This window comes from Gemmobacter sp. LW-1, from assembly GCF_001303875.1.
Lineage (GTDB): Bacteria > Pseudomonadota > Alphaproteobacteria > Rhodobacterales > Rhodobacteraceae > Gemmobacter > Gemmobacter caeni.
This window is the reverse complement of the sequence record NZ_LJSC01000051.1, coordinates 1-8,817: the sequence shown is the minus strand read 5'-3', so window position 1 is coordinate 8,817 and position 8,817 is coordinate 1. Positions and strand designations below refer to the sequence as shown.

Sequence of the window (8,817 nt, the reverse complement as noted above, 5' to 3'; positions counted from 1 at the left end):
CCCGCCGTGGTGCCGAAGATCAGGCCCGGCACCCCGACGACCGAGACGAAGAGCCCCAGCGCCAGCGGCCCGGCACCGGGATAAAGCCCGGGCGCCAGATCGAAGATCACCCCGATCTTGCCGAATTGCGCGGCGGCCCCCAGCCCCGCGCCCCAAAGCGCCAGAACCAGCCAGAAAGCGGAATGGGTTTTCATGCCTCAGGCTTAGCCCGCACCTGCGTCCGAAGCCAGAGGCGACCGACAGGAAAAAGGGGGCTTTGCGCCCCCTCTTGCCTTCGGCAATTCACCCCTGAGGATATTTGTGAACAGATGAGCCGGCGCCGGATCAGATATGCAGGGCACGACCGTAAGCGTCCAGCACGGCCTCGTGCATCATCTCGCTGAGCGTGGGATGCGGGAAGACGGTGTTCATCAGGTCTTCCTCAGTGGTTTCGAGGCTGCGGCCGACAACATAGCCCTGAATCAGTTCGGTCACTTCAGCGCCGACCATATGGGCGCCCAGCAACTCGCCGGTTTTCGCGTCGAAGACGGTCTTGATCATGCCCTCGGCCTCGCCCAGGGCGATGGCCTTGCCGTTACCGATGAAGGGGAAGCGTCCGACCTTCACGGTGTAGCCCGCGTCCTTCGCCTTCTGTTCGGTCAGGCCGACGCTGGCGACCTGCGGGTGGCAATAGGTGCAGCCGGCGATGGAATTGGGTTTGATCGCATGCGGATGCAGGCCCGCGATCAGTTCGGCCACCATGACACCTTCGTGGCTGGCCTTGTGGGCAAGCCAGGGCGCGCCCGCGATGTCGCCGATGGCATAGAGGCCCTCGACCCCGGTGCGGCAATATTCATCCGTCACCACATGGGTGCGGTCGATCCTGACGCCCAGAGCCTCAAGCCCGAGGTTTTCGACATTGCCGACGATGCCCACGGCGGAAATCACCGTATCGAACTCGGCGGTGGTGGTGCCTTTCGCATCTTCCAGATGCGCAGTGACGCCCACGCCCGGTTTGCGGTCGAGCTTCTTCACCGTGGTCTTTTCGAGGATCTTCATGCCCTGTTTCACGAAGGCTTTCTTCGCGAAGGCACTGATTTCCGCGTCTTCAACGGGAAGCACACGGTCCATCACCTCACACACGGTCACTTCGGCGCCCAGCGTATTGAAGAAACTGGCAAATTCGATGCCGATGGCGCCCGAACCGATCACCAGCAGCTTTTTCGGCATGCGCTTGGGTTGCAGGGCGTGCTTGTAGGTCCAGACCAGATCGCCGTCCGCCTCCAGCCCCGGCAGTTCGCGGGCGCGCGCGCCGGTGGCGAGGATGATCGCGGGGGCCGTCAGCTCTTCGGTGCCCTTGTCGGTCTTGACCGAGACCTTGCCCCTGGCGGGCAGTGTGGCCGCGCCCATGAAGACGGTGATCTTGTTCTTCTTCATCAGGTGGCCGATACCACCCGAGAGTTGTTTCGCCACCCCGCGCGAGCGGGCGACAACGGCATCCAGATCGTAGCCGATACCATCTGCCTTCAGACCGAATTCCTTGGCACGGTGCATCAGGTGAAATACTTCGGCGCTGCGCAGCAGGGCCTTGGTGGGAATACAGCCCCAGTTGAGGCAGATGCCACCCAGATGTTCGCGTTCGACAATCGCGACATTCTTGCCCAGTTGCGCGGCCCGGATAGCGGCCACATACCCCCCCGGCCCGGCACCAACCACGATGACATCAAAATTTCTGGCAGCCATATTTCCCCTCCTCTGGAAAAGTAGTTTGCCATTAAACCATCACGCATCACCCAGCAATGCAGCGCAGCGCATGGGCCATTGCGCTTAGCGCATGGCTTGGCTCCGAAGATCGTTTACCATTGAAGCATATCCGCCACCTTCCATGAAGGCGGTTTCCTCGGGGCTGGATTCCCGCCCCAGCGCCGCGTTGCGGAAGGGGAAGCGGCCGAAGCGGGCGATGATCGCCTGATGGGCGCGGGCATGCAGCAGGGTTTCATCTGCCTCGGGCATCCGGTCCGCGATCAATTCGACCGCCATCGTCTGATCAGCGGGATCTTCGCTGTGTTCGAAGGGCAGATAGAAGAACTGCCGCTCCGGCGCCGGAACCTCCAGATCCCAGCCCGCCGCCACCGCCTTGCGGGCAACCGCGCGGGCCAGCGGATCGGTAGAGAAGGCCTTGCCCTCACCCCGGAACATGTTGCGGGAAAACTGGTCGGTCAGCACCAGAAGCGCCAGCGCCCCGGCAGGCCCTTCGGCCCAGTGATCCAGCCCGCCGTCATGGGCGGCCTGCCACAGATCCAGCCAGCGGTCCCGGATATCGGCGTCCAGCGCCTCGCCCCCGGCATACCAGCCTTCGGGGCCAACCTCGCCCAGCCAGTAATCCAGAACCTGAACCGGATCGGACATTGCCGCCTCCCTTGCCTGCCTCGCGTCAAGGCAGGGTGACAGGCTTTCCGGCGGGCCGCAAGTCAGGGTTGCGGCAGCGACGGCTCGCCCGTGTCAGCCTCTTCCATCACCGCACCGACTGCAAGGGCCGAGGCCGTGGGCGCCACCGCCGCATAGGCGCCGGTCACACCGGGCGCCGCGCGGCGCGTCATCCGCCAGGCAGCGTAAAGCGCAAGGCCCAGGAAGTTCAGCCCGATGAACAGGAAGAAGCCGCGCGGACCGATTCCCTCCATCAGCCAGCCGGTCAGCAGCGGGCCGAAGATCGCGCCCAGCCCGTTCAGGAACAGCATCCCCGAAGAAGCCGCTGCCATGTCATCCTTGGTCAGAAAGTCGTTGGTGTAAGCGATCAACAGCGAATACAGCGGGTTGGCGATGCCACCCAGCAACATGGCCACCACGATCAGCCCGATGAAATGCACGGGAAACACCGTCGCCAGCGCCATGACGACCGAGGCCGCAGCCGCCAGCCAGAGGATCAGCCCGCGCCGGTCGCGCCGGTCCGACAGCCAGCCGATCGGATATTGCAGGATCAGCCCGCCGACATACATGGCGCCCACGAAAATCGAGATTTGCTGGACGCTGAGGCCGCTTTTCGCCCCCCAGACCGAGGCCATGCCGAACATGGCCGAGAAGATGCCTCCGGTCAGAAGCATGCCGATGCAGCCAAGGGGGGAGATGCGCCAGAGCTTCGGGAAGCTGAGCCGCTTGTTGGTCTCGAAGGTCGGGGTCTGCGTCACCGTCAGCAGGATCGGCATGAAGGCAAGGCTCACCAGCACCGAGGGGATCACGAACAGCGTAAAGCTCTCGGGGCTCGCGACATTCATCAGGATCTGGGCCGAGATGATGCCGATCATCTGCACGATCATATAGGCCGACAGCGCCTGCCCCCGCGTCTCGTTGGTGGCGGTATTGTTCAGCCAGCTTTCGGCAGTGATGTAGACGCCGCAGAAGCTGAACCCGATCAGGACGCGCAGGGCAGCCCAGACGGTCCAGTCGGGCGCGACGGGATAGACCACAAGAACGGCCGAAATCGCAGAGCCGAGCGCGGCAAAGACCCGCACATGGCCAACCCGGCGGATCATGTCCGGCACCGTCAGCGACCCGAGCAGGAAGCCCGCGAAATAGGCCGACATGACAATCGACAGCTCGAACGTGCTGAAGCCCTCGATCGTGCCGCGAATCCCCAGCAGGGTGCCCTGCATGCCATTGCCGACCATCAGCAGCATGACGCCCATCAGCAGGGGCCAGGATGAAGAGATGACATTGGGCATGGCGGACTCCGGTTCGGCAGGTTCGGCAGGCAGATCTAGCAGCGGTTCAGAAACAGCAGTGTAACACGGGCGACACGCGGGCGGATGTCCCCGTCACCCCGGCAGCAGCAGCGATGCGTCGCCGTAAGAGAAGAAGCGATATCCTTCGGAAATCGCATGATCATAGACCCGCAGGATACGGTCACGCCCCATCAGCGCCGCGACCAGCATCATCAGCGTCGACCTGGGCAGGTGAAAATTGGTCATCAACCCGTCGGCCACGCGGAAGGTGAACCCCGGATAGATGAAGATGTCGGTCTCGCCCCGCCAGGGCGCAAGCGCGCCACCCTGCGCTGCGCTTTCGATCAGCCGCAGTGCGGTGGTGCCGACCGGAATGACCCGCCCGCCCGCGGCCTTGGTGGCGGCGATCTCGGCCACGGCGGCCTCGGTCACCTCGCCCCATTCGGCATGCATCCGGTGGGTGGTCACATCTTCCACCTTCACCGGCAGGAAGGTGCCCGCGCCGACATGCAGCGTCACTTCGGTGAACTCGACCCCGCGCGCCCTGAGCGCGGCCAGCAGACCCGCGTCGAAATGCAGGCTGGCGGTGGGCGCCGCCACCGCGCCGGAATGGCGGGCAAAGACCGTCTGGTAATCCTGATGATCCTGCGCATCGGGCGCGCGCTTGGCGGCAATATAAGGCGGCAGCGGCATCTGCCCGGCAGCAGCAAGCGCTGCATCGAAATCCGGCCCGGTCAGGTTGAATTCCAGCACCAGATCGGTCTCGCCCTTCCGGCTGACCTGCGCCGAAAGCTGATCTGAAAACACGATCACTTCGCCCTGAGCAAGCTTGCGCAGGGGCTTGGCCAGCGCCCGCCAGCCACCCGAGGCCACAGGTTCCAGCAGGGTGATTTCCACCTTCGCCGAAACCCGGCCCTGCCCCGTATCGCGCCAGCGCGTGCCGTTCAGGCGGGCGGGAATGACCTTGGTATTGTTCAGCACCAGCCGGTCACCGGGGCGCAGCAACGTCACCAGATCGCGGACATGGAGATCGCGGATCGCTTCCCCCTCGGCCAGCAGGAGCCGCGCGGCGGGGCGCGGTTTCACCGGACGGGTGGCAATCAGATGCTCGGGCAGATCGAAATCGAAATCCGCAAGTTTCATTGCGCGGGCCTCAGCTTCGGCACCGGCTGCCGGAAAATCTCGCGGAACAGGCCAGGTGTCAGGATGGACAGCGGATTGACCGAAATCTCCGGCCGGTCCGATGTGCCGCGGATCTTGTAGTTGAAACCGAACAAGCCTTCGCCCTTGCGTGTCAGAACCGAACCGATACCGTTGAGCAGATAGATGGGCGAGATCACGCCTTGCAGGTTCAGCCGCTTGTTGCGGCTGTCGAACGTGCCAGCGGCAGAGACGCCCATGGATGCACCCACAGCGGCGCCCCTGCTGACCTCGACCCCCGCCGGTGTCAAGCGGAACTGCGCGTCCGCCTCGGCAAAGACCAGCCCGGTCCCGTTCAATTGTTCGAGAATGCCAACGACCGATATGGCCGACAGCAGTTCGGCCAGAACCGGGGCATTGGTCACGCGGAAATTGCGGGCGGTCGCGATGCCGTTGTAGGTGTTGGCGCCGACGGGCACCAGTTGCAGATCCAGCGCGCCGCCCCGCGCATTGCCAAAGATCCCGGCCGAGGCGATCACCCCTCCGGCATCGTCCGAGGTGATGCGGATACCGCTGCCGCCCTTCATCGGTGCGACCGTGCCGCGCACCGCCGCCCCCCCGTTCACCCGGCCCGTGAAGGTGCCGCCAAAGCCGCCGCGCGTGGTGAACTCGCCCCGCAGGCCGGTCAGGGCTATGCCGTCGGTGACCTGTACGCTGTCCAGCGCAGCCCGCATCGGCGCACCGTCAGAGGCCCCCCCGCTGCCGCCGCGCTCCGGCAGGCGGCGCAGGTCGATGCGCCCTCCTGTGACCTCAACCCCGACCGCCCGGCCCTTGCCGCGCCCGGTCAGCGTGACCGGCGCGTCGAGCCAGTTTCCGGCCTGCACGCGGGCAAAACGGGCACGGTCCAGCCCGCCCCCCGCGCGCAACGAAATATCGCCCCTCGCGGTCAGGCCCGGCGCCTGCAATGACAGCGCCTGCACCTGTGGCGGCTGCCCCAGCGTCGCCGCCACCTCAAGCCGGCCGGCCGTGGCCGGTGCCTTACGCCAGCCGATTTCGGGCAAAGCCAGACCCAGCCCGCGCAGGTCCGATGTCAGCGTCAGCCGCCCCGCGCCCCCTTTGGGCAGCTCCAGCGTGAACTTCCCGCTGCCCTGCCCCGAAACCATCCGGTCCGGCAGACCCAGCGAGAATTCGGCCACCGCGCGCGGCGACAGTTCGACCGTGCCGGTGATCGTGGATTTGCCGCCCGCCGCCGGACCAAAGGGCAGTTTGTAGGTCGCATCGAACGGCACCGCACCGACCCGCCCCTTGCCGGTGATCGCCAGCCCCGATGGCCCGGCCGTCAGGTTCAGCGCGGGCGCCGTCAGTTCCTTGCCCGGCACCAGCACGGCAGAGCGCACATCGCTCAGCCTGCCCTCGACCTGATAGGAAACGTCGTCCAGCTTGATATGCGGTACCAGCGGCAGGCGCAGCACCGCAGAAACCTCGGCCCGGCCCTCGCCCAGTTCCACGGGGCGACCCGCTTTAGTCAGAAAGCGGAACGGCTCCTGGTCCAGCAGCGACAGCGCGGCGGTCAGGCTGGATTTCGTGCGCAGCTGAATCTCGGATTGCGCGGGCTTTTGCAGGATGTCCAGAACCGAAAAGATCGAGCCATCCATCGTGATCCGCCCACCCACCGGCGGCGTCACCTGCCCGCGATCCAGCACCATCGTATAGCTGTTGCCCTCGATCGTGGCATAGCCGCTGCCCTGCCGGATCGGCGGCAGGGTCTTGAGGAAACGCACATCGCCATCGGCGAAATCATATCCCAGCGAAAAGCGCGGCTCGGCCCCCGGCTCCATCCGCAGGGCGACCTTCACATTGCGCAACAGTCCTTCCTGCACATTCTCGACCAGCCATTCGCGGGTCTTGTGAACCGCCGACACCGGCCAGAGAGCCAGCAGCCGGTCATGCCGGATCGCATCCAGCGCCAGATCCAGCGCCAGATGCCAGCCGGAAGCATCGGCGCGAGCCGTGCCTTTCGCCTCCAGCCGCCGCCCGTCCTCCAGCAGGGTCAGCTGCCCCACATCCAGCCGGAACGGATCAAGCCGCAACCTCAGATCCAGCGCACCCTGGCTGAAGGTGACAGGCTCGACGAACAGCCCTTCGGGATCGACCTTCACCTCGGAAAAGGCAATCTGCGCCAGAAACGCCGCCGGTCGGCCGCGCGTTACCCCTGGTGCATAGACGTGGCCGCTGGCACCCAGACGCAGCGACCGGCTTTGCACCGCAATCTCGGTCAGGTCGATACGCTCCTGCGCGGGATCATAGGCCAGGGCCAGACGCGCGGAATCAAATCCCACGGGCTTGCTTTCGGGGCTGGGTTGCAGCGCGCCAGGGCCGAGCGCCAGCTCCGCCTCCAGCCCGGCCACCTGCCCCTCGGCATCGACAGAGCCGTTCAGCCGCCCGGAAATCGGGGCGTCGAGCGCGGACAGGAAGCCCAGTACCGGCGCCTGCAAAGCCAGATCGCGCGCGGCCACCCCTTCGACCGTGGCGCGCAGGCGGGCGCCTGCCGTGCCCCGTTCGGTCCTGACCTGAAGCTGCGCCTGCGCCACCTGCGCGCCACCGGCAAGGGTAAAGCTCAGTTCGGCGCCCAGACCTTCGGGATCATTGGCCAGAACCGCCCGCCCGTCGCCCAGTTGCCAGACCCGCCCGGCGCGGGCATCATCCAGCCGCAGCGACAGCGCCTCGACCGTCACCTCCTGCAGGGCCGCGAGCTGAGGACGCGCGAACAAGGCGTCCAGCGCCGCCATCACCTCCGCGAAACTGCCAAGTTGCGGGCCTGCCCCCGCCTCACCCAGATCTAGGTCGAACCGCCCCGTCGCATCGCGGCGCAGCCGGATCGACGCGCCGGACAGCACGACAGAGGCGGGGCGCAAACGCAGGGCGGCAATGCTCAGCGGATCGAAGGCCACCCGCGCTTCGGGCAGGCGCAGCAAAGGTGCACCACCCGAACGGGTCAGCCGCAGATCTTCCAGCCGCAGGCGCGGCACCCAGTCCCGGCCCACAGCGATCTCGACACCGCCGATGGACAGGTTGTTACCTCCCATGGGCAGCGCATCGTTCAGCCGCGCCTCGGCCTCCGCCACCGCCCAGACCGGCAGGCGGATCGGCTTTCCGGTCAGCGCCAGCAGACCGAACCCCGCCAGACCCACGACCAGCGCGAGGCTCAGCAGCATCCAGAGCCCGAACCGCATGACGCGGCGCGGCGCGCGGCTGCGCGGGCGAAGCTCCGTCTCTGGTTCTGTTTCGTCGGTCATGCCTGCGTCTTTTCCGGCATTCGGGCTTTTTTCGCCGGGGTTGCCTTTAACTTTGCCCGAAGGCAACTAAAATCCCAAGCATCTTCACAGTATTGGCATGGAGCCGCCCATGACACCTACCCCCGGAACCCTCGCCCCCGATTTTACCCTGCCGCGCGATGGTGGTGGTGAGATCGCGCTTTCGGCCCTGAAGGGTCGCAAGGTGATCCTGTATTTCTATCCCAAGGACGACACGCCCGGTTGCACGACAGAGGCGCTCGACTTCACCGCGCGCGCCGCGGATTTCGATGCGGCCGGGGCCATGGTGATCGGCATTTCCAAAGACAGTGTGAAGAAGCACGACAAATTCGTCGCCAAACACGGGCTGGGCATCGCACTGGCCTCTGACGAGCAAGGCACCACCTGCGAGGATTACGGCGTCTGGGTCGAGAAAAGCATGTATGGCAAGACCTACATGGGGATCGAGCGTACCACCCTCCTGATCGACGCAGAGGGCCGCGTGGCGCAGGTCTGGCCGAAGGTGAAGGTCGCGGGCCATGCCGAAGAGGTGCTGGAGGCTGCACGCGCGCTATGACCACACTTGCCGAAATGGCGGTCGAGGTGCTGGCCACCGCCGATGGCCGTGCCAAATGCGCCCTGTCGCAACGCCACGCCGAAAGCTGGTTCGCCGCCCGCGCGGCGGG

The 8,817-nt window shown here is 65.8% G+C and carries 6 protein-coding genes and 1 pseudogene; 1 reads left to right on the top strand and 6 read right to left on the bottom strand.

Annotated elements, in window-relative coordinates; all coding sequences use genetic code 11:
* The 6 genes and pseudogenes from AO684_RS21840 to AO684_RS14070 all read right to left on the bottom strand — a co-directional run.
* Positions 1 to 194 (bottom strand): annotated as a pseudogene (locus AO684_RS21840) (MFS transporter); the annotation flags it as partial.
* A 130-nt stretch (positions 195 to 324) separates the two neighbouring features.
* Positions 325 to 1,722: a dihydrolipoyl dehydrogenase gene (gene lpdA / locus AO684_RS14090; protein ID WP_054303377.1), complete on the bottom strand. Its 1,398-nt coding sequence runs from the start codon at positions 1,720 to 1,722 to the stop codon at positions 325 to 327.
* A gap of 84 nt (positions 1,723 to 1,806) precedes the next feature.
* On the bottom strand, positions 1,807 to 2,388 hold the full coding sequence (locus AO684_RS14085) for a DUF924 family protein (protein WP_054303376.1): 582 nt from the start codon (positions 2,386 to 2,388) through the stop codon (positions 1,807 to 1,809).
* A 62-nt stretch (positions 2,389 to 2,450) separates the two neighbouring features.
* Positions 2,451 to 3,698 (bottom strand): MFS transporter, encoded by a 1,248-nt coding sequence (locus AO684_RS14080; RefSeq protein ID WP_054303375.1) that lies wholly within the window; start codon positions 3,696 to 3,698, stop codon positions 2,451 to 2,453.
* 93 nt (positions 3,699 to 3,791) lie between these two features.
* Entirely contained in the window at positions 3,792 to 4,841 is a 1,050-nt protein-coding gene (gene queA, locus AO684_RS14075) for a tRNA preQ1(34) S-adenosylmethionine ribosyltransferase-isomerase QueA (RefSeq protein ID WP_054303374.1), read from the bottom strand.
* Positions 4,838 to 8,134, bottom strand: coding sequence for a DUF3971 domain-containing protein (locus tag AO684_RS14070; protein WP_054303373.1), 3,297 nt, complete (start codon positions 8,132 to 8,134; stop codon positions 4,838 to 4,840). Before AO684_RS14070 ends, queA begins: the two co-directional genes overlap by 4 nt.
* A 109-nt stretch (positions 8,135 to 8,243) precedes the next feature.
* On the opposite strand from AO684_RS14070, the gene bcp reads away from it, so the two are divergent.
* Entirely contained in the window at positions 8,244 to 8,708 is a 465-nt protein-coding gene (gene bcp, locus AO684_RS14065; RefSeq protein WP_054303695.1) for a thioredoxin-dependent thiol peroxidase, read from the top strand.
* Positions 8,709 to 8,817: the final 109 nt, after the last annotated feature.

Bases quoted from the DNA above. Each gene is read 5' to 3' on its own strand.
- lpdA (WP_054303377.1), bottom strand. From the start codon at position 1,722: ATGGCTGCCAGAAATTTTGATGTCATCGTGGTTGGTGCCGGGCCGGGG.
- AO684_RS14085 (WP_054303376.1), bottom strand. From the start codon at position 2,388: ATGTCCGATCCGGTTCAGGTTCTGGATTACTGGCTGGGCGAGGTTGGC.
- AO684_RS14080 (WP_054303375.1), bottom strand. From the start codon at position 3,698: ATGCCCAATGTCATCTCTTCATCCTGGCCCCTGCTGATGGGCGTCATG.
- queA (WP_054303374.1), bottom strand. From the start codon at position 4,841: ATGAAACTTGCGGATTTCGATTTCGATCTGCCCGAGCATCTGATTGCC.
- AO684_RS14070 (WP_054303373.1), bottom strand. From the start codon at position 8,134: ATGACCGACGAAACAGAACCAGAGACGGAGCTTCGCCCGCGCAGCCGC.
- bcp (WP_054303695.1), top strand. From the start codon at position 8,244: ATGACACCTACCCCCGGAACCCTCGCCCCCGATTTTACCCTGCCGCGC.